19 protein-coding genes, 1 tRNA gene and 1 other RNA gene are annotated in these 17,117 nt (G+C 70.5%); 15 read left to right on the forward strand and 6 right to left on the reverse strand.

Going from position 1 to position 17,117, the window contains the following annotated elements; all coding sequences use genetic code 11:
- Window positions 1-40: 40 nt before the first annotated feature.
- Window positions 41-268, reverse strand: coding sequence for a helix-turn-helix domain-containing protein (locus tag MED15_RS15870; RefSeq protein ID WP_112582381.1), 228 nt, complete (start codon window positions 266-268; stop codon window positions 41-43).
- A 215-nt stretch (window positions 269-483) separates the two neighbouring features.
- Between MED15_RS15870 and MED15_RS15875 the strand changes: the two genes are divergently transcribed.
- Window positions 484-993: a DUF6912 family protein gene (locus tag MED15_RS15875; protein ID WP_112736020.1), complete on the forward strand. Its 510-nt coding sequence runs from the start codon at window positions 484-486 to the stop codon at window positions 991-993.
- 129 nt (window positions 994-1,122) lie between these two features.
- Here the strand turns inward: MED15_RS15875 and MED15_RS15880 are convergent, their stop codons facing one another.
- Window positions 1,123-2,250, reverse strand: coding sequence for a hypothetical protein (locus MED15_RS15880; RefSeq protein ID WP_244220470.1), 1,128 nt, complete (start codon window positions 2,248-2,250; stop codon window positions 1,123-1,125).
- 291 nt (window positions 2,251-2,541) lie between these two features.
- Between MED15_RS15880 and pruA the strand changes: the two genes are divergently transcribed.
- The 10 genes from pruA (at window position 2,542) to MED15_RS15930 (ending at window position 11,329) form a co-directional block, all read left to right on the forward strand.
- A complete protein-coding gene (gene pruA / locus MED15_RS15885) occupies window positions 2,542-4,170 on the forward strand; it encodes an L-glutamate gamma-semialdehyde dehydrogenase (RefSeq protein ID WP_112582378.1) in 1,629 nt (542 codons plus the stop codon).
- A gap of 178 nt (window positions 4,171-4,348) precedes the next feature.
- On the forward strand, window positions 4,349-4,864 hold the full coding sequence (locus MED15_RS15890) for a PadR family transcriptional regulator (protein WP_091393967.1): 516 nt from the start codon (window positions 4,349-4,351) through the stop codon (window positions 4,862-4,864).
- Between the two features lie 64 nt (window positions 4,865-4,928).
- Entirely contained in the window at window positions 4,929-6,050 is a 1,122-nt protein-coding gene (gene prfB / locus MED15_RS15895; RefSeq protein WP_091393964.1) for a peptide chain release factor 2, read from the forward strand.
- Window positions 6,051-6,168: 118 nt separating this feature from the next.
- Entirely contained in the window at window positions 6,169-6,849 is a 681-nt protein-coding gene (ftsE, locus tag MED15_RS15900) for a cell division ATP-binding protein FtsE (protein WP_030331491.1), read from the forward strand.
- 67 nt (window positions 6,850-6,916) lie between these two features.
- Window positions 6,917-7,792, forward strand: coding sequence for a permease-like cell division protein FtsX (gene ftsX / locus MED15_RS15905; RefSeq protein ID WP_112582377.1), 876 nt, complete (start codon window positions 6,917-6,919; stop codon window positions 7,790-7,792).
- A gap of 149 nt (window positions 7,793-7,941) precedes the next feature.
- Window positions 7,942-8,421: an SsrA-binding protein SmpB gene (gene smpB / locus MED15_RS15910; RefSeq protein WP_112582503.1), complete on the forward strand. Its 480-nt coding sequence runs from the start codon at window positions 7,942-7,944 to the stop codon at window positions 8,419-8,421.
- 104 nt (window positions 8,422-8,525) lie between these two features.
- Window positions 8,526-8,901, forward strand: a transfer-messenger RNA (tmRNA) gene (gene ssrA, locus MED15_RS15915).
- Window positions 8,902-8,970: 69 nt separating this feature from the next.
- Window positions 8,971-9,648 (forward strand): hypothetical protein, encoded by a 678-nt coding sequence (locus tag MED15_RS15920; protein WP_112736022.1) that lies wholly within the window; start codon window positions 8,971-8,973, stop codon window positions 9,646-9,648.
- Window positions 9,649-9,820: 172 nt separating this feature from the next.
- Entirely contained in the window at window positions 9,821-10,330 is a 510-nt protein-coding gene (locus tag MED15_RS15925) for a hypothetical protein (protein WP_112736024.1), read from the forward strand.
- A gap of 45 nt (window positions 10,331-10,375) precedes the next feature.
- Entirely contained in the window at window positions 10,376-11,329 is a 954-nt protein-coding gene (locus MED15_RS15930; RefSeq protein WP_112736026.1) for a hypothetical protein, read from the forward strand.
- Window positions 11,330-11,335: 6 nt separating this feature from the next.
- On the opposite strand, the gene mdlC is transcribed toward MED15_RS15930, so the two are convergent.
- On the reverse strand, window positions 11,336-12,931 hold the full coding sequence (gene mdlC / locus MED15_RS15935) for a benzoylformate decarboxylase (protein ID WP_112736286.1): 1,596 nt from the start codon (window positions 12,929-12,931) through the stop codon (window positions 11,336-11,338).
- A gap of 322 nt (window positions 12,932-13,253) precedes the next feature.
- On the opposite strand from mdlC, the gene MED15_RS15940 reads away from it, so the two are divergent.
- The 3 genes from MED15_RS15940 (at window position 13,254) to MED15_RS33485 (ending at window position 14,433) form a co-directional block, all read left to right on the forward strand.
- On the forward strand, window positions 13,254-13,844 hold the full coding sequence (locus tag MED15_RS15940) for a YqgE/AlgH family protein (protein WP_112582369.1): 591 nt from the start codon (window positions 13,254-13,256) through the stop codon (window positions 13,842-13,844).
- An 88-nt stretch (window positions 13,845-13,932) separates the two neighbouring features.
- Window positions 13,933-14,005: transfer RNA gene (locus tag MED15_RS15945), tRNA-Ala, on the forward strand.
- Window positions 14,006-14,163: 158 nt separating this feature from the next.
- On the forward strand, window positions 14,164-14,433 hold the full coding sequence (locus MED15_RS33485; RefSeq protein ID WP_279636249.1) for an SdpI family protein: 270 nt from the start codon (window positions 14,164-14,166) through the stop codon (window positions 14,431-14,433).
- Window positions 14,434-14,483: 50 nt separating this feature from the next.
- Here MED15_RS33485 and MED15_RS15955 read toward each other — a convergent pair whose 3' ends face one another.
- Together MED15_RS15955 and MED15_RS15960 are read right to left on the reverse strand one after the other, a co-directional pair.
- Window positions 14,484-14,744, reverse strand: coding sequence for a YciI family protein (locus tag MED15_RS15955; protein WP_112698679.1), 261 nt, complete (start codon window positions 14,742-14,744; stop codon window positions 14,484-14,486).
- Window positions 14,745-14,878: 134 nt separating this feature from the next.
- Window positions 14,879-15,001 carry a 50S ribosomal protein L36 gene (locus tag MED15_RS15960; RefSeq protein ID WP_030490864.1) on the reverse strand — a complete coding sequence of 41 codons (123 nt, stop codon included), beginning with the start codon at window positions 14,999-15,001 and terminating at the stop codon, window positions 14,879-14,881.
- Between the two features lie 124 nt (window positions 15,002-15,125).
- Here MED15_RS15960 and MED15_RS15965 point away from each other — a divergent pair, with 124 nt between their 5' ends.
- A complete protein-coding gene (locus MED15_RS15965; protein WP_112736028.1) occupies window positions 15,126-16,064 on the forward strand; it encodes a lytic polysaccharide monooxygenase auxiliary activity family 9 protein in 939 nt (312 codons plus the stop codon).
- A 27-nt stretch (window positions 16,065-16,091) separates the two neighbouring features.
- Here MED15_RS15965 and mgrA read toward each other — a convergent pair whose 3' ends face one another.
- On the reverse strand, window positions 16,092-17,087 hold the full coding sequence (mgrA, locus tag MED15_RS15970; protein ID WP_091393918.1) for an L-glyceraldehyde 3-phosphate reductase: 996 nt from the start codon (window positions 17,085-17,087) through the stop codon (window positions 16,092-16,094).
- Window positions 17,088-17,117: the final 30 nt, after the last annotated feature.

Consider the following 17,117-nt stretch of genomic DNA (forward strand, 5'->3'; position numbering starts at 1 on the left):
GGCGCAGGCGGGTCAGGCTGGAGAACGGGTCGGGCTTCTACTACTCGGGGTCGCGGTCGATCAGCGGGTTGCTCTGCACCCAGTCTGCCGTCTCGTCGTATTTGCGCGCTATGTACTCCTCCAGTCGAGCGCGCTCGACGCGCCACTGGCCGCGTCCGCCGATCTTGATCGCCGGCAGTTCGCCGCTGCGCACCATGTGGTAGACCTGCGAGTCCGACACGTTGAGCTCGGCGGCCACGTCGGAGAGCAGCAGGAACCTCGGCTCCACAGAAACTCCCGGGGTTGATGTCGTTTGGCTCAGTTTGCCACCGACAGCCCCCGCCGCCCAGCACCGGACCAGGTCGGTGGCGAACCAACCACGCGGGACACACCGGCTGGGAACTTCCTCCGGCCGGAGGCGGGGTGTATGACGGTCACGGCGTGCGGCATGATCTGCGCCCGTGCCGGCGGCCGCCGGTGGAGGACGACGCGGGGAGACGACCGGTGACCGACGAGCTTGTCCGGGTGTACGTGCCGGCGACCGTACCGATGCTGGCCCGGCTGCGTGCGGAGGGGCTGGACGTCGACCAGGCGCACGCCGTCACTCCGGCGCTGCGCGAGTGGTACGCCGAGGGTGACGAGGAGGAGTTGGAGTACGTCGCCTTCACCCGGGCTGCCCAGGACGCCCTGCACCTGCTCCGGGCCGATCCGACCGCTCCCCGCCGTCGCGTCGTCATCTCGGTCGACCTGCCGTCGGCAGTGATCGGGCGTGGCGACGGTGAGCTGGGCTCCAGCACTGTGACGTTGACCGACGCCGTGCCGGTGGGAGCCGTCGCAGCCATCCACGTGGACGGGACGGACGCGGCCGAGGAGGTCGGCGCGGCGGCCGACGTGGTGGCAGAGGCGGCGGCTGGTGACCCGGACGCCCAGTTCACCGTCGACGGCGCCGAGGATCACGAGCTGGAGTGGTACGACGTGACGGAGATGGACCAGCTGCTGAGCGCGACCGACTGAGCCGGGCAGCGCCCCGACACCAGCCGGACACCGGGTTCGCCCGCCTGCGCCGAACGCGGCCCCGGCCGCCGCACCGGGCACGCCCGCCTGCGCCGGCCACCTGCGCCGAACGCCGGCCCCGGTGAGGCGTCAGCGAGCGGGGTCCGCCTTCGCCGGGTCCGTTTCGGACGTCTCAGCTGCGTCGAACGTCTCGGCCGGGTCCGCGTCGAACGCCTTGGCGTAGCCCGGCTTGTCGTCCGCCGGGTCGACCTGGTCCGCGACGGGGTTCGGGCCGTGGGCCGGTTCGTCGTCGTCGCTGGGGGCCGGGCTGAGCGTGCGGCCGAACGCGATGAGCGCGGTCAGCGCCCCCACGAAGAGCACCCAGATGCCGTTGTCCACCCGGGAGGTGCCCAGCGAGGTCTGCGCCACCGCGTCCGCCTCACTGAGCGCGCTGGCAAGGTCGAGCAGCGACCGGCCGCCAACCCTGATGATCACCTCGGCGAGCAGCAGGAGGAGCCCCGGCCCGGCGCCGGCGAGCAGGTACGCCGGCCAGCGCAGCGCCGGGGCCTCAGGATCGCGGCGGACGGCTCGACGCCGTGCCCAGGTCAGGTAGCCGAAGGCCAGAAGCCCGGCGAGCAGCCCGGCGACGAGCGATTCGGTACGGGACACCCACTTGGCTGCGTTGATCAACGATTCCTGGCTGTCGCCGGAGCCGAAGAGGTCGAACAGCGGGTCCCGGGCGCGGCTGAATGCAACAACGAAGATCAGCGTGCCCAGCGCGGCGGTGACCACGGCACCGACCGCAGGGGCGGTCCGCGCGCCGGCCAGCGCGCCCCCGATGATCGCCGCGGCCGCCGTGGTGCCGGCGATCACGTTGGTGGTGGACGTGTCGAAGTAGGTGAGGTTGATGGCCACGGCGGCAGCGAGCCCGACCAGCATTCCGCCGCCGATCGCCCCGGCGAAGCGCAGGGTGGCCCAGTCGCCGTACCGGCGGGCCAGCAGGTTGCCACCGGCCAGCGCGACGGCCGCCCCGGCCACCAGCGCGGCCGAGATCACGCCGGGCAGGGCGAACGCGGAGAGGCTGATCGCGGTGACCCCGGCCGCGGCCGAGGTGATGGCCTCCCGGGTGGACCAGAGCATGGCGGCCAGCCAACCGAGCGCCAGTAGCGCGAGCACTGCGGCGCCGGGCGCGGGCAGCGGACGACTGCCGGCGCTGGCCGCGTCGACCGCCGGCTCGTCCGACTCAGCGGCCGGGACGCGGCCGGGCTGCTTGGTCATCGTCTCCCCTTCGAGGCGGCAGGTCACCGACCATTCAGGGTACGCGGGCCCGCTGGGCTGCCTGTCGCCCCGGGACAGCGGGACGGATCGAGACCGGTCGGTAAGGGGAGGAAGGGTAGGCCGGTCCTTGGCGCGGGGCGGTGGCGGAGGTGGGTCGCGGGGCCCGTCGTGGGAGAATCAGGGGAGGTCCCGCCGCTGCCCGGCCTCCCGTGCGGCGTCCGGTGTCCGGCCATCCGGTCGGTGCCTGCGGGTCCGGTTTCGCCACTGCTGTCGAGATCGCCAGGAGCCTTGATGGATGCCGTGTTCTCCGTTCCCGAGCCGCGCAACGAGCCGGTTCGCAACTACGAGCCGGGCAGCCCCGACCGGGACCGGCTCCAGCGGCGGCTGACCGAGCTCGCCGCCGAGCGCATCGACCTGCCGATGACCATCGGCGGTGAGCAGCGGATGGCCGGCGGTGACCCGATCAACGTGGTGCAGCCGCACAAGCACGCCCACGTGCTGGGGGTGACCGCGCACGCCACCCACGACGACGCGCGCGCCGCGACCAAGGCGGCCAAGGACGCCGCGCCGATGTGGCGGGCGCTGCCCTTCGAGGAGCGCGCCGCGATCTTCCTGCGCGCCGCCGAACTGCTCGCCGGTCCCTGGCGGGACACGCTCAACGCCGCCACCATGCTCGGTCAGTCGAAGACCGCGATCCAGGCGGAGATCGACGCGGCGTGCGAGTTCATCGACTTCCTGCGGTTCAACGTGCACTTCGCGCGTCGCCTGCTCGAGGAGCAGCCGGCGTCCTCGCCCGGCGTCTGGAACCGCTTCGACCACCGCCCGCTGGAGGGCTTCGTCTACGCGGTCACCCCGTTCAACTTCACCGCCATCGCCGGCAACCTGCCGTCGGCGCCGGCCCTGCTGGGCAACACGGTGGTCTGGAAGCCGGGCCCGACCCAGCAGTTCGCCGCGCACTTCACCATGCGGCTGTTCGAGGCCGCCGGCCTGCCGCCCGGCGTGATCAACATGGTCACCGGCCGGGGCGAGGAGGTCTCCGACGTCGTGCTCGCCGACCCGGATCTGGCCGGCATCCACTTCACCGGTTCGACGAAGGTCTTCCAGCAGTTGTGGCGGACCGTGGGCGACAACATCTCCCGTTACCGGGGCTACCCGCGCCTGGTCGGCGAGACCGGCGGCAAGGACTTCGTCGTCGCGCACACCAGCGCCGACGTGGACGCGCTGCACACCGCGTTGATCCGTGGCGCGTACGAGTACCAGGGCCAGAAGTGCTCGGCGGCCTCGCGGGCGTACGTGCCGCGCTCGATCTGGGAGGGTGGGCTGCGGGACCGGCTGGCCGCCACCACCGACTCGCTGACCTACGGTGACGTGGCCGACTTCGGCAACTTCGGCGGTGCGGTGATCGACGACAAGGCGTTCTCCCGGCACACCGCTGCCCTGGAGCTGATCGCCGGTGACGACAGCTGCCGGGTGCTGGCCGGTGGCACCGCCGATGACTCGGTCGGCTACTTCGTGCGACCGACGCTCTTCGAGTGCGGCGACGCCGCTCACGAGACCTTCACCACCGAGTACTTCGGGCCGATCCTGGGCGTGCACGTGTTCGACGACGCCCGGTTCGACGAGGTGGTCGCGCAGGCGGAGTCGATCGCCCCGTACGCGCTGACCGGCTCGGTGTTCGCCACCGACCGTCGGGTCGTCGACTCCGTCGGCGAGCGCATGCGGTACGCGGCCGGCAACTTCTACATCAACGACAAGCCGACCGGCGCGGTGGTCGGGCAGCAGCCCTTCGGTGGCGCCCGCGCCAGCGGCACCAACGACAAGGCCGGCTCCTGGCTGAACCTGGTCCGTTGGATCTCCCCGCGGACGATCAAGGAGACCTTCGTGCCGCCGACCGACCACACGTACCCCCACATGGGCTGACCGGCGACGACCCGCCGGCGGCGCGCGCGCGACGCCGCCGGCGGACGCCCGGAATGTGGCAATCCATCGATAGTCCTCAACGGACAGTCTGCCGCCGACAGTGCACTTAGGAAGTCCTGTTGGGTGGCAAACCGGCAAATCCTGGACGCCGGGTGCGCAAAGTGGCAGCGTAGTGGGCATGGCGGATTCCGGAGTCAACCCTACGGCGGCGGCCCTGCTCGGCCTCCTCCACGAGGGCCCGATGACAGGCGGTCAGTTGATGGCCGCCGCTGAGCGCCGTCTGGCGCCGTACTGGTCGATGACCCGCAGTCAGGTGTACCGCGAGTTGCCGGTGCTGGCTGAGCGGGGTTTCGTGCGGCTCGGCAAGCCGGGCCCGCGGATGAGCCAGCCCTACGCACTCACCGCCAGCGGAAAACGGACGTTTTCCCGCTGGCTCGCGGAGAACCCGGGGCGGGACACCATCCGCAACCCGATAGCTCTCCGGATGGCTTTCGGCAACCTGCACTCCGCCAGCCAGCTGAAGGGCCTGTACGCCTCGGCCAACGAATACCACACCGAGGCCCTCGCCCAGGTCCGGGAGCAGGTGAAGAACGCCAAACGGGACGGCGAGACGTACGACGCCAGCGCGCTGGAGTTCGCCGTCGCCTACCACCGGGCGGCCCTGTCGTGGTTGAAGTCCGCCCCCGTCGGGTGACGGTCAGCGGGTTCGCGCATAGGGAACGAGCTGCTCCGCTCCCGGCACAGTACGCTTGTCTGTCGTGACCGCTGCCGATTACGCCGAACAGCTCAAGGAACTCGACGCGACCCTGCGAAACATCGAGGCCGTCCTCAACCTCGACCGGCTCCACGAGGACAAGGCCCGCCTGGAGCAGGAGGCCTCCGCCCCCGACCTGTGGGACGACCAGGCCAAGGCCCAGCAGGTGACCTCGCAGCTGTCGTACGTCAACGGCGAGATCAGCAAGCTGGGCAGCCTGCGTTCCGGGCTCGACGACGCCCAGGTGCTGCTGGAGCTGGCCGAGGCCGAGGCCGACCCGGGTGTGCTGACCGAGGTCGAGTCGGAGATCACCGGGCTGACCAAGGCCATCCAGGAGATGGAGGTCCGCACCCTGCTCTCCGGCGAGTACGACTCCCGGGAGGCGCTGGTCGCCATCCGGGCCGGCGCGGGTGGCGTGGACGCCGCGGACTTCGCCGAGATGCTGCTGCGGATGTACCTGCGCTGGGCGGAGCGGCACGGCTACCCGACCGAGGTCTACGAGACCTCGTACGCCGAGGAGGCGGGCCTGAAGTCGGCCACCTTCGCGGTCAAGGTGCCGTACGCGTACGGCACGCTCAGCGTCGAGTCGGGCACGCACCGGTTGGTCCGGATCAGCCCGTTCGACAACCAGGGTCGTCGGCAGACCAGCTTCGCGGGTGTGGAGGTTCTGCCGGTCACCGAGCAGACCGACCACATCGACATCCCGGAGAACGAGGTTCGGGTCGACGTCTACCGCTCCTCGGGGCCGGGTGGGCAGAGCGTCAACACCACAGACTCGGCGGTGCGCCTGACGCACATCCCGACCGGCATCGTGGTGACCTGCCAGAACGAGAAGTCCCAGTTGCAGAACAAGGCCTCCGCGCTGCGGGTGCTCCAGGCCCGGCTCCTGGAGCGCAAGCGCCAGGAGGAGGAAGAGAAGATGGCCGGCCTCAAGAGCGGCGGCACGAGCTCGTGGGGCGACCAGATGCGCTCCTACGTCCTGCACCCGTATCAGATGGTGAAGGATCTCCGAACCGAGCAGGAGACCGGCAATCCGAGCGGGGTCTTCGACGGCGACCTCGACGATTTCATCGAGGCCGGCATCCGTTGGCGCAAGCAGCGTCAGCTCGCTGGCGACGGTGCGTGACGGCGCGCGGGCGGAGCGCGTCATCGATCTCCAGGTAGAAGCCTGATTCGACGACTCGTGCCGGATCGGCGGGGCGTGGGGCTTGGCTCAGTTGTTACACCGCGTAGACTCACCACCCGTGATTCAGCTTGAGCAAGTGACGAAGACGTACCCGAAGGCGTCCCGGCCTTCGCTCGACAACGTGTCCGTCTCGATCGAGAAGGGCGAGTTCGTCTTCTTCATCGGTCCATCCGGCTCCGGCAAGTCCACGATCATCAAAATGCTGCTGCACGAGGTGGCCCCCAACAAGGGGCGCGTCGTCGTCAACGGCAAGGACGTCACGTCGATGCGTTCCTGGAAGCGACCCCACTTCCGGCGCTCGATCGGCTGCGTCTTCCAGGACTTCCGGCTGCTGCCCAACCGCACCGCCTACGAGAACGTGGCGTTCGCCCTCGAGGTGATCGGCAAGACGAAGGCGGTTGCCCGCCGGGTCGTGCCGGAGGTGCTGGAGCTGGTCGGGCTCGGTGGCAAGGAGCACCGCTACCCGCACGAGCTCTCCGGTGGTGAGCAGCAGCGGGTCGCCGTCGCCCGGGCGTTCGTGAACCGTCCGCTGATCCTGCTGGCGGACGAGCCCACCGGAAACCTGGACCCGGACACCTCGATTGAGATCATGCGCCTGCTGGACCGGATCAATCGCACCGGCACGACCGTCGTGATGGTCACCCACGACTCCAACATCGTGAACCAGATGCGCCGCCGCGTCGTTGAGATTGAGAGCGGTCGCATCGTGCGTGACCAGGCCCGCGGCGTCTACGGGTGAGCCGGCGCTCCACCCCTGCGCAGCCTGACGACGAACACCTCATGCCGGAGACCCGGAGGAAATCCCGATGCGCGTGAAATACGTCCTGTCCGAGGTACTGGTCGGACTGTGGCGCAACGTGACCATGTCCATCGCGATGATCATCACGATGGCGGTCTCGCTGACCATGCTCGGCGCCAGCGGTCTCATGTACCGCCAGGTCGACGACATGAAGGACCTCTACTACAAGAACATCCAGGTCTCGATCTTCATGGAGCAGGAGGTTAGCGAGCAGCAGCGCACCGACCTGCAGACCAAGCTCGACGGCGACCCCCTGGTCAAGGAGGTCATCTACGTCGACAAGGCCCAGGCGTACGAGCGCTTCAAGTCGATGTACCAGGACGCGCCGGACCTGGTGAACGCGGTCAAGCCGGACCAGCTGCCCGAGTCGTTCCGGCTCACACTGAACAACCCGGAGCAGTACAAGAACGTCTACGACCAGTACAAGGACACTGAGGGTGTCGAGGAGATCGTCGACCAGAGTCGACTGCTCGACAAGATCTTCAACATCCTCACCGCGATCCAGAACATCGCTCTGGCCGCCGCCATCGTGATGGCGGTCGCCGCCCTGCTGCTGGTCGCGAACACCATTCAGGTGGCCGCGTACAGCAAGCGGCGTGAGGTTGCGGTCATGAAGCTGGTCGGCGCGTCCAACTGGTTCATCCAGGCGCCGTTCGTGCTGGAGGCCGTGGTGGCCGGCCTGATCGGTTCACTGCTCGGTCTGGTGGCCCTGGTAGCGGCGAAGTATCTGCTCTTCGACGGGTCGTTGAGCGCGTTGCAGGGTCTGCTCTCGCCGATCACCTGGGGCGACATCCTGTTCATCTTCCCGCTGATGGCCGGCGTCGGTGGTCTGGTCAGCGCGGGCACCGCCTGGATCACCCTGCGCTTCTACCTGCGGGTCTAGGCACCGTACGGGTCGTCCCGTCGTCTCCCGAGGACCCTCCCGCAGCCGGAAATAAACGGCGCGGGAGGGTCCTTGTGATTCGGGTAGCATGATCGGTTGTCCGGCCGGGGTGAGCCCGGCCGCGGACGCCAGGAGAGGGGGTGGCACCGATGCCACGGGAAAAGGGGCGCAAGGTGGTCGCCTCCAACAAGAAGGCGCGCCACGACTATGCCGTCCTCGACACGTACGAGGCGGGCATGGCGTTGACCGGCACCGAGGTGAAGTCGCTGCGGGCCGGGCGAGCGTCGCTTGTCGACGCGTTCGCGCAGGAACGCGACGGCGAGCTCTATCTGCACTCGATGCACATCCCGGAGTACACCCAGGGCACCTGGACCAACCATGAGCCCCGGCGTACCCGCAAGCTGCTGCTCAACCGGGCCGAGATCGACAAGCTCCTCGGCAAGACCCGCGAGGGCGGTTACACCATCGTCCCGTTGCAGGTCTACTTCTCGGACGGCTGGGCCAAGGTCGAGATCGCCCTGGCCAAGGGCAAGAAGTCGTACGACAAGCGTCAGGACCTCGCCAAGCGGGACGCGGACCGGGAGATCGCCCGGGTGTCCGGTCGGCGCGGCAAGGGAATGGACGACTAGTTCATCCTGTTTGTCCGGGTCGGCGTGCCGGCCCGGGGCTCGGGATGAAACCGGTTGCGGCAGGCGTTAGTCTTGTCAGTGCCGCCACATCGGCGGCCTGTCGAGGGGGTGACTGGTTTCGACTTCGTACGCAGCGACAGGGGAAGCGAGCCGAGGAAGCCGACGTCGTCTCGAGAATCGGTCGTCGGAAACTTATAAGCGCCAAGCAAAATCGCGCTGACTTCGCTCTCGCCGCCTGAGGCGAGTAGCTAAGTCTGTCGGCCTGGGAACGCCTTCGTCCCAGTAGCCGGCATCAGCTAGGAGGCTGGCCAATCGGACCCGGTCGCGGGGTCCGTGCGGCGAGATTAATCAGCGACTGGGCCCGTCACACCAACTTGCTCGCGTGAGCGGTGGGGCCGAGTAGAGGCACAGCGAGCTGCGCTCGGAGAAGCCCTGACAAACCGGCGAAGGACCCGGGTTCGATTCCCGGCACCTCCACCACCTCGAACGAAGCGCCCCGGCCCACCAGCCGGGGCGCTTCGTTGTTCGCGGGGTCTTACGCTGCCCCCTGTGACCAACCAGGAGCTGCGCCTGTCGGTCGGCGCGTCACCCGGCCAGCGCGTCGTGGCGTTGGTGTTCGGCGTCCTGCTCACGGCCGTGGGCGCGGCGTTCGTGGCACTGCCCCTCGTCGCCGACGGGCTGTTCCGCCGGCTGACCGGCCCGGGTGACGCGTTCGCCTCCTATGAGGAGGCTCGGGACCTGCCACCGGGGCTGCTGCCGCCCGGCCTATGCGACTCCGCCGACCCGAACCAGTCCGGTCCCAGCCCGTTCGTCGGGCTGTGTGGCCTGCCCTTCGTCCTGCTCGGCCTCTACCTGGTGCTGCGGGTGCTCCGCACGGCTGCCTGGCTGGACGGCAGCCGGGCGCGGGTACGCGGTGCGCTGCGCACGCGCACCGTCGACCTCGCCACCGCCCGGATCGAGTCCGGCGCCGTCTCCCACCGCGAGGCGGTCGACGACGGTCCGGCTGGCGAACCGCAGGTACGGGCCATCCTCGCGACCGATCCGGGGAGCGCCCGGGGGGTCACCATCCCACTGCGCGGCATGGGGCTGCCCGTCCTGCCGCCGTCCGAGCTGCGGGCGCTGGCCGAGGCGATCACGACGGGCCGACCGGGCGACGAGCGGGCCGGCGACGCGCGCGCTGTGGCCGACCACCTGCGCCGGCTGGCAGAGCCTCCGTCGACCGACTGAGGCGGTCGTACGTCCCCAGGAGGCCTGTGCGGCGCTCCAGGGCCACCAACGTGGCTGGTGGGGCCAATGGGTCCAATGGGGCAGATGAGACGGCTCAGGGCCCTGGACAGGGCGGGCCGGGCGGCCTCACCATCGCGGTATGGGGTAGCAGAGCCGCCGCGCGGGAGGTGCCATGGTCACCGGTCCGGTCCAGCAGCCGTCACTCGTCGCCCGACCGCGCGTCGCGCATCCGGCGGGGCTCCCCGCCGATCCACATTCCAGCGGTCTACCCGGCGCGCCGCGCCCGGCCGGCCTCGCCGGTGACGTGCACGCCCTCGGCCGGGCCGTCGCCGTCGCCAGCACCGAGCCGTGCTGGCGCGAAGAGGTTCTCCTTCGGCTGCGTCCGGTGCGCCAGGGCTTCGCCGAGCACGTCCAGGTCACCGAAGGCCCCGCCGGCCTCTACCGGGAGTTGCTCACCCAGTCACCGCGACTGGACCACGGCGTGCGGCTGCTGACCCGGGAGCACGTGGCGATCGTCGCCGCGATCCTGGCGGTTCAGCAGATCGCTGAGCGGCCCGAGTCGCACCCCGATGAGCTGCGACACCGGGCCGGGCACCTGCTGCGGCGGTTGGCCCGGCATCGCCGGCGCGGCGCCGACCTGCTCTGGGAGGCGTACCAGACGGATCTGGGTGGCGAGACCTGAGCCCAGGTCGGGAACCGGCCGGTCGGCGGAGGCGTCGAACCGTACATGAATCGGCCTGCCCTGCTGCTCGCACTCCCGTTGCTGCTCCTGACGGGCTGTGCCGCGACCGACGCCGGCCCGGCCGACGGCCCGCCCGGCCCGACGCACGGGGCGGAGGCGTTCGACCGGCGGGCCGCTCAGGTCGCCGAGGCGTGGCGGCCCGGCCCCGACTGGCGCACGGGCTACGTGCCGTTGGAGGGGCCGACAGTGCTCACCGGTGACCCGGGCTTCACCCCCGAGACCGAGGCGGCCTTCCGGGCCGGGTGGTACCGCGCGCAGGTCGGGATACCGCCCACCCGGGTCGGCGGCGAGATCCAATTCCCGGACGGGCGGCTGACGCTGCCGTTGGTCAGCGCCGCCGAGGCGTACCGGCAGCTCGACCAGGGTGACCCACTGCCCTGCCCGGGGCGGCCGAAGCGGCCTGGGCGCCCCACCCCCGGCGGCCCCACAGTCGAACCAGGGCCCGACGGGTGGAGCACGAGCAGCACGCAGACCGCCTGTCTTCCGCTCACCGTCACCGCTGTCACGTTCGGCGCCGTGCCGGTGCACACGAGCCGGGGCGTGGCACAGGTCCCGGCCTGGCTGTTCACCATCAAGGAGCTGGCCACCCCGGTGGTCCGGCTCGCCGTCGCGCCGACGGCGGTCACCCCCGTCCCCGAGCCGACCACGCCGGCTCGGCCACTGCCGGACGGGTTGGTGGCGGCCCAGAACCTGGCCGCCGTCGACGACGCCCGGCTGACCGTGCGGCTCGGCGTCGGCGCGTGCGACACCGGGATCACGCCGTTGGTGTGGGAACGTCCGGACGTCGTGGTGGTCGGTGGCGGTGTCACCCGGGCCACCGGCGAATGTATCGCCCTGCTGAAACTGGAGCCGGTCACCGTGACCCTCGCGGCGCCGCTGGGCAGCCGGCCGGTGCTGGACGTCTTCACCGGTGCCCCGCTGGCGATCGCACCGCGCTGACTCGGCTCAGAGGATGCTGGGCACGTCGGTGCTGATCGGCACCGGCAACACAGTGGGCCGGTCGGCGCGCAGCCCGGCGGAGAGCGCCGCGCCGAGCTGATCGGGGGCCTCCACCACCTGCGTGGCACAGCCGTAGCCGGCCGCGATCGCGATGACGTCCAACCCCGGCAGGTCCAGGCCGGGCACACCGGGAGTGTGCTTCAGCTCGGCGAACGCCTTGAGGATCGCGTACTGCTGGTTGACCGGGACGACGACCACCACCGGTAGTGCCAGGCGTGCGGCCGTCCAGAGCGCCTGCACCGAGTAGTGGAAGGAGCCGTCGCCGATCACCGCCACCACCGGGCGACCGCGCCCGGTGTCCCGCTCGGCCAGTGCGATGCCGATCGCCGCCGGCAGGCCGTAGCCGAGGCCGCCGCTGGCCATCGTGAAGTACGACGCCGGGCGGGTGATCCGCAGCTGACGACGCAGCGCGGACAGGTTGGATGGTGACTCCTGGACCAGCACGCCGTCGGTCGGCCAGTGTGCGGCCAGCGCGGCGAACATGGCGTCGGCGCTCAGTGGGGTGCCGACCTCCGGCGGTGGCGGTGCGTCCCGTCGCGTGGGTGCGGGCCGGTCGCTCGGCGGCACCCGTTCGACCAGCGCGGCCAGGGCCAGCCCCGGGTCGCTGAGCAGACTGTCACCGACCGGGGCTCGCGCTGCCTCGTCGGGGTCGTCCGTGATGTGCAGCAGTCGAGCGCCGTCGGGCAGGTGTCCGCCCGGCACGTACGGGTAGTAGCGGAACACCGGGGCGCCGACGACCAGCACCGTGTCGTGCCCGCGCAGCGCCTCGGCGAGCGGACCGATCGCGTACGGCAGCACGCCGCGAAAGTGCGGGTGGTCCTCGGGGAACACCGCCCGCTCGGGGGCGGGAGCCGACCAGACCGGCGCGGCGAGCCGCTCCGCCAGCGCGACAGCGGTCGACCAGCTCGCGGAGCGGTCCACACCCGGCCCGTACACGAGCGCGGGGTTGCGGCTGCCGGCCAGCACCCGGACGAACTCCTCCAACCGCTCGGGGTCCGGCGCGAACCGGGTGGCCACCGTTCGCTGCGCGGGCGGCGGGTCGGCTGGCTGGGCCCAGTCGTCCATCGGCAGGGAGAGGAAGACCGGCCCGGCCGGTGGCTGCACCGCCGTCGCGTACGCCCGCAGCATCGCCGCGGGGATGTCCTGCGGCCGGGCCGGCTCGTAGGCCCACTTCACGTACGGCTGCGGAAGCTCAGTGGGTCGGCGGCTGGCCAGCCGGGGTTCCAGGAGCAGCATCTCCCGGGTCTGCTGGCCGGCGGTGACGATCAGCGGGGTCTTGTTGTGCCAGGCGGTGACCAGGTTGCCCATGCCGTTGCCGGTGCCCGGTGCGGTGTGCAGGTTGACATGGGCGGGCACCCCGCTGGCCTGTGCGTAGCCGTCGGCCATCGCGACGGCCGTCGCCTCCTGCAGCGCGTGGACGTAGTGGAAGTCGGCGGGGAAGTCCTGGAGGAACGGCTCCTCGGTGGAGCCGGGGTTGCCGAAGACAGTGGTCATGCCGAGGGTGCGGAGCACGTCGTACGTCGCGTCCCGGACAGTTGCCATCGCCACCCGCCTCCGTGTCGCGGGCAGGGGCAACCGCGGTCGCCCTCCCGATCAGCCGAATCTATCGGGATGTGACGGACGTTTCGGGCGTTTCTCTGCCGTCGGTGGCCCCGATCGGTCGATCACCGGGAGGTCCACCGTCGGGTGCGTCGGCCCTTCGTCTTAACTGTCCGATCACCCGCCGGTCAGACCTTAGCCAGCACCCAGCACGCAGGCTATGGTGCCAGGCATGGCGTTGACAGGGCGGCTGAACCCGATGCGGCGGGCGGATCCGGTCGATGACCGGCCCCCGGCGCGGGCTCACGGTTGACGGGTGTGTGGCATGCAGGGAGAGGGCCAGGCGATCGGCGGACGAGCGATGGAGTCGATGACCGGGCGGCTGCTGGTCGCGACTCCGGCGCTCAAGGACCCGAACTTCGACCGTACGGTCGTGCTGCTGGTCGCCCACGAGCCGGGCGGCGCGCTCGGCGTGGTGCTGAACCGGGCCACCGAGGTGCCGGTGGCCGAGGTGCTCGGCGACTGGAGCGACCTGGCCCGCCACCCGGCGGTGCTCTTCGAGGGTGGCCCGGTGCAGCCCGACTCGGCCATCTGCCTCGCCCGGATGCGGCACCCGATGCGCCGGGTGAAGGGCTTTCACCAGGTTTCCGGGGCGGTCGGCACGATCGACCTCTCGGTCGACCCGGAGCGGCTGCGGGAGAGCATCGGCGGCATCCGGGTCTTCGCCGGCTACTCCGGCTGGGGCAGCGGCCAGTTGGAGCAGGAGATCGCCGACGGATCCTGGTTCGTGCTGGACGGGCTGCCCGGGGATGCCTTCGTCGACCGGCCCGACGACCTGTGGCCGATGGTGCTGCGCCGGCAGGGCGGGATGATGGCCGCAGTCGCGCACTTCCCGCCGGACGTGGCGCTCAACTGACCCGGCCCGGCGGGGGACCCCGCGAGATGACCATGCGGGCCGGTCTGTGTATAGTTTCCCAGTGCCCGGGCGACCGGGACGACAGCAAGGGGCCGTGGCGCAGCTGGTAGCGCACCACACTGGCAGTGTGGGGGTCAGGGGTTCGAGTCCCCTCGGCTCCACCCTTGAGAAACGCCCTGGTCGGGATAATCCGACCAGGGCGTTTTGATGCGTCAGGAGGTGGCCTTTGCTGGCTGGAGCGTTCATCTCGGTGGTCTACGCATTCCTCGGATGGCTCGTCGCATTCACCGCCAGAGCGTCAGTGCGGCCGTCGGTCGACATGTACCGCAGCCCTGGGGTGCGGACCACCGCGACCATGAGATCGACCGAGCACTGGTACGCGGCACACCGCCGGGTCGAGCGCCCCTTCCGCCGGACCGGGATGCTGCTGGCGGTCGTGTCCCCGCTGCCGGTCATCCTCGGCGCCGCCTTCGGTGATCCGCCGGTGATCGCGGCGGTCCTGGTGCTCGCCGTGCTGGTCGTGCCCTACCTGCTCTACCTGGGCCATGTCGGCAACCGTGCTGCGCTCGCGGTGGACGACGAGTCGTGAGTCGGCCGGCCACCCGGACAGTGGCAGCCAGGACATTGTCGAAGCCCTGGCTAACGAACGATCGGTGACCACTCCCGCTGGCTGGCGATCGTCACCCCGGGGGTTCGGTAATAGGGGTCCTCGGCGACGATCGTGGCGAACGCTTCGGCGTCGGGGACGTCGAAGATCAGCAGTGCTCCGGAGTCGTCGGCGAACGGCCCGGCCATGACCAGCCGGCCCTCCTGGTGCAGAGCCTGGAGGCGCTCCCGGTGCGCCGGCCGGGCGGCGAGCCGGTCGGGTTCGTCGCCGAAGGACAGCTCCAAGATGAACACCGGTTCCTCCTCATCGGGTCGACCTTTCGAAGCACCCTAGTCGATCCATCCGCCGAACCGCCTCAGCACGCAAAACGCCCCGACCGGATGACCCGGTCAGGGCGTTGGCGACTAGATGTCCGGTAAGGGCTAAATCAGCCCTGACGGCTCTTCCACTGCGGGTTGGCGCGGTTCACCACGACCACCCGGCCGCGACGGCGGACCACCACCGAACCCGGCTTCTGCTTCAGTGCACGCAACGAGCTACGTACCTTCATCTCTGCCTCCTCGGTGCAAGCGGTTCCGAGTATCGAAACGCCACACCCACCCGCAGGATTCCCGGCCGGTCAGCGTCGAACCTTTGCCGTCTCCCGGCCGTACCAGTGGCTGGAGGTCATCCTCATGCCCGTACGCCGGCTCCTCGCCACGGTGCTGGTCGCTGCCGCGACCGTGCCCGTGGGCGCCACGCCCGCCGCCGCCCACGGCGCCCCGACCGACCCGATCAGTCGCGCGGCGGCCTGCGGCCCCGAGGGTCGGTACGCGGCCACCAGCGCCTGCCGGGCGGCGATCCAGGCCGGCGCGGCGGTACGCGAATGGGACAACGTGCGCGTTTCCACGATCAATGGGCGAGATCGGGAAAGGATCCCGGACGGTGAGCTGTGCAGCGGCGGGCTGTCCGCGTACCGGGGATTGGACCTGCCTCGCACCGACTGGCCCAGCACCACGCTGACCGCCGGCGCGAAGTTCACCTTCCGGTACCGGACCACCATCGAGCACCGGGGCACCTTCCGGCTCTACGTCACCACGCCCGACTACGACCCCCGCAAGAAGCTGACCTGGGGGGATCTGGAATCGCGCCCGTTTCTGACGCTGACCGACCCGCCGGTGCGGGCCGGGGCGTACCAGTTGGCGGGCAGGCTGCCTGCGGGCCGCAGCGGCCGACACCTGATCTACACGATCTGGCAGAACTCCAACACCCCGGACACCTACTACTCCTGCTCCGACGTGGTGTTCCGTGGTGCCAAGGCCGCCGGTGCCACGGCCACCGCCACCCCGGCGAAAGCTGGCGCGACGAAGAGCGCGCCGGCTGCGCCGCGTACCGCTGCGAGTGAGCCGGTCGCCACCGAGCCGGCGGTGGCGGCGGCGGCCGACCCGGGCGTGCCGGTGGCGTCGGTGACCAACCTCGGTGGCCGGTGGCCGGTGCTGGCCGGTGCCGCCGCCGTGCTGGTCCTGGCGCTGCTGCTGATCGGTGCCGGACGGCGACGTCGCAGCGCCGCCGCACCGGTGGGCCGGCAGTGCGAGGTGCGCAACCACCGGGCCGGGCGGCGCCGGATCTGGTGATCCGACCCGCCCGGGACCCGACGGCGTTCAGCCCAGGTGGCGCTCGATCTCGGCCAACTCGTCGGCGGTGAAGTCAAGGTTGTCCAGCGCGGCGATGTTCGTCTCCAACTGCTCGACGCTGCTCGCCCCGATGATCAGGCTGGTCATCCGCGGGTCACGCAGCGCCCAGGCCAACGCGAGCTGAGCGAGGGACTGGCCGCGCCGCTCGGCGACCGCGCCGAGCCCACGGATGGTGGCCATCTTCTCCTCGCTGAGGTCGCTCTCGTTGAGGAAGACGCTGGTGCGAACCCGCGAGTCGGCCGGGATGCCGCCCAGGTAACGGTCGGTCAGCAGGCCCTGGGCCAACGGGCTGTACGCGATGCAGCCGGCACCGACCTGCTCCAGCGTGTCGAGCAGGCCGTCGGACTCGGTCCAGCGGTTGAGCATCGAGTACGACGGCTGGTTGATCAGCAGCGGCGTACCCAGCTCGCGCAGGATCGCGGCGGCTCGCGTGGTCTGCTCCGAGTTGTAGTTCGAGATGCCGACGTAGAGCGCCTTGCCGGAGCGGACGATGGCGTCGAGCGCCCCCATCGTTTCCTCAAGCGGGGTGTCCGGGTCGAACCGGTGCGAGTAGAAGATGTCGACGTAGTCCAGCCCCATCCGGCCCAGCGACTGGTCCAGCGAGGAGATCAGGTTCTTGCGCGAGCCCCACTCGCCGTACGGGCCGGGCCACATCAGGTACCCGGCCTTGCTGGAGATGACCAGCTCATCCCGGTACGGCTTCAGGTCGGTGGCGAGCATCCGGCCGAAGTTCTCCTCCGCCGAACCGGGCGGCGGGCCGTAGTTGTTGGCCAGGTCGAAGTGGGTGACACCCAGGTCGAAGGCGCGGCGCACGATGTCGCGCTGCCGTTCGAACGGGCGGTCCGGACCGAAGTTGTGCCACAGCCCGAGCGAGACGGCGGGCAGCCGCAGGCCACTGCGTCCGCTGCGCCGGTAGGTCATGGTGTCGTAGCGGTCATCCGCGGCGAGATAAGTCACGATCATGAGCCTAGCTCCGGCCCACTGTGGTGCGGA

The sequence above is a fragment of the Micromonospora noduli genome, from assembly GCF_003264475.1.
Lineage (GTDB): Bacteria > Actinomycetota > Actinomycetes > Mycobacteriales > Micromonosporaceae > Micromonospora > Micromonospora noduli.

Coding starts and splice junctions, on each gene's coding strand:
- MED15_RS15880 (WP_244220470.1), bottom strand. CDS start 2,250: ATGACCAAGCAGCCCGGCCGCGTCCCGGCCGCTGAGTCGGACGAGCCG.
- pruA (WP_112582378.1), top strand. CDS start 2,542: ATGGATGCCGTGTTCTCCGTTCCCGAGCCGCGCAACGAGCCGGTTCGC.
- MED15_RS15890 (WP_091393967.1), top strand. CDS start 4,349: ATGGCGGATTCCGGAGTCAACCCTACGGCGGCGGCCCTGCTCGGCCTC.
- ftsX (WP_112582377.1), top strand. CDS start 6,917: ATGCGCGTGAAATACGTCCTGTCCGAGGTACTGGTCGGACTGTGGCGC.
- smpB (WP_112582503.1), top strand. CDS start 7,942: ATGCCACGGGAAAAGGGGCGCAAGGTGGTCGCCTCCAACAAGAAGGCG.
- MED15_RS15925 (WP_112736024.1), top strand. CDS start 9,821: ATGGTCACCGGTCCGGTCCAGCAGCCGTCACTCGTCGCCCGACCGCGC.
- MED15_RS15930 (WP_112736026.1), top strand. CDS start 10,376: ATGAATCGGCCTGCCCTGCTGCTCGCACTCCCGTTGCTGCTCCTGACG.
- mdlC (WP_112736286.1), bottom strand. CDS start 12,931: ATGGCAACTGTCCGGGACGCGACGTACGACGTGCTCCGCACCCTCGGC.
- MED15_RS15940 (WP_112582369.1), top strand. CDS start 13,254: ATGCAGGGAGAGGGCCAGGCGATCGGCGGACGAGCGATGGAGTCGATG.
- MED15_RS33485 (WP_279636249.1), top strand. CDS start 14,164: ATGTACCGCAGCCCTGGGGTGCGGACCACCGCGACCATGAGATCGACC.
- MED15_RS15960 (WP_030490864.1), bottom strand. CDS start 15,001: ATGAAGGTACGTAGCTCGTTGCGTGCACTGAAGCAGAAGCCGGGTTCG.
- MED15_RS15965 (WP_112736028.1), top strand. CDS start 15,126: ATGCCCGTACGCCGGCTCCTCGCCACGGTGCTGGTCGCTGCCGCGACC.
- mgrA (WP_091393918.1), bottom strand. CDS start 17,087: ATGATCGTGACTTATCTCGCCGCGGATGACCGCTACGACACCATGACC.